Genomic DNA, 1,841 nt, shown 5'->3' on the forward strand with positions numbered 1-1,841 from the left:
CGCCGCGGGGCGGGTACGGCGGGCCAGCGCCGCCCGCGCACCGCGCGCGAACGCCGCCGGCCGGGCCACCCGCACGGCGATCGGCACCCGGCCGAGCTCCCGCCAGCCCATCTTCAGGTAACCCGGCAGGCTGTTGCCGTTCGGCGTGTTGAAGACCAGCTCGGTGTCGCCGGAGACCTCCTCCAGCAGCCGCAGCGTCAGATCGCGGAAGATCCCCCGGCCCTGGAACTCCGGGTGGGTCGCGGTGTCCACCGGCCGGACGGCCGGCACGGGCCGCCCGCCCGCCTGCCACTGCCAGCGCAGGAACAGCCGCACCCCGGCCAGCCGCCCGCCCGCCTCCTCGGCGACCAGGCCCGGACTCGCACCGAACGGGTTCCGCCGGTGCTTCCACTCGAAGAACTCGGCACTGCGCGTGCCGGTCGGCCCGCCCGCCAGCGAGGCGGTCAGCAGGTCCAGCACGGCGGGCGTGTCGGCGTCCACGAGCGGACGGTACGTCAGCCCGGCGCTTGACTCGGTCATCTGGGTCTTCGGCTCCATGTCGTCTCGCTCGGCGGGTGCTGCCGGTCGGTGACCGCATCGGTCAACGGGCCAGCACCCGGGCGTACACCTGCTCGATCGCGCGCTGCGCCCCGGCCGTGTCGAAGGTCCGGGACCGCTCCCGGGCGGCCTTCCCGAACCGCTCGCGCAGCCCCTCGTCGGCGGCCAGCCGGCCGAGCGCGCCGGCCAGCGCGACCGGGTCGCCCGGCGGCACCAGCAGCCCTTCGACGCCGTCGTCCACCACCTCCGGCATCCCGCCGACCCGGGTCACCACCGACGGCAGGCCGCTGGTCATCGCCTCCATCAGGGCCACCGGCAGGCCCTCCTGGCGGGAGCTCAGGGTGAACACGTCCAGCGCGGGCAGCAGCGCCGGCACGTCCGGCCGGGAACCGGCGAACACCACGCCCCCGCCGGCCCGGGCACGCAGCTCGGCCTCCAGCGGCCCGGCGCCGATCAGCACCAGCGCCGCCGAGGGGTGCTCGCGGCGCAGCAGCTCGAAGGCGGCGAGCAGGGTGGCCTGGTCCTTCTTGGCGGTCAGGTTGCCGACCGTGCCGATCACCGGTGCGTCCGCCGGCAGACCGAGCACGGCGCGGGCGGCGGCCCGGGCGGCCGGCCCCTCGGGGGCGCCCGCCAGGTCCGGGCCGTGGTGCACCACGGTGACCCAGCCGTCGTCCGGACGCCGCCGGGCGATCGTCGCCGCCACCGCGTGCGAGACCGCCACCACCGCGTCGTTGCGCCGGTACGTCAGCGCGTTGGCCCAGCGGGTGGCCGTCCGGTAGCGCTCCCAGACGTTGTGCTCGGTGTGCACCAGCCGCGGCGCCCGCCGGCCGACCGCCACCAGCCGGGCCGCCACTGCCGGGATCGGCATGTGCGAGTGCACCAGGTCGTAGCGGCGCTCGGCGAGCAGCCTGCGCAGCCGCACCGGCCACAGCGCACCCGGCGCCCCGCCCAGGCAGTGCACCCGCACCCCGGCCGTCTCCAGCGCGGGCACCAGGGCGTCCTTGTACGGCAGCACGTAGGCCACCTCGATCTCGTACCGCCCGGTGTCGGCGTGCCGGGCGCAGTTGAGCAGCAACTGCTCGGCGCCGCCCCGGCCGAGGCCCTTGGCCAGCCAGAGCACCCGCCGTCGGCCGCTCACCGCTCCTCGATTTCGCGCAGCTGCAGCGTCGTCTCGACCACCGACTCGCCGCCGGGCCGGCGTGCCCAGCTCGGCGCCGCCCGGTGGTGCTCCTCGGCGACCGGTGCGACCGGTGCGACCGGCGCGGGCGGTGCCGGCCGCTCGGCGGGCTCCGGCCGGCCGGCAG

Annotated in this window: 2 protein-coding genes; both read right to left on the bottom strand. The window is 77.2% G+C overall.

Features of this window, described 5'->3' with window-relative positions; genetic code table 11:
• Positions 1-519, bottom strand: a 519-nt coding sequence (locus tag ABZ641_RS35735; protein ID WP_359988601.1) for a GNAT family N-acetyltransferase, incomplete at its 3' end; no start/stop codon positions are given.
• 61 nt (positions 520-580) lie between these two features.
• Positions 581-1,675: a glycosyltransferase gene (locus tag ABZ641_RS35740; RefSeq protein WP_359988603.1), complete on the bottom strand. Its 1,095-nt coding sequence runs from the start codon at positions 1,673-1,675 to the stop codon at positions 581-583.
• Positions 1,676-1,841: the final 166 nt, after the last annotated feature.

The sequence above is a fragment of the Kitasatospora sp. NPDC007106 genome (assembly GCF_040634455.1).
Classification (GTDB): Bacteria; Actinomycetota; Actinomycetes; order Streptomycetales; family Streptomycetaceae; genus Kitasatospora; species Kitasatospora arboriphila.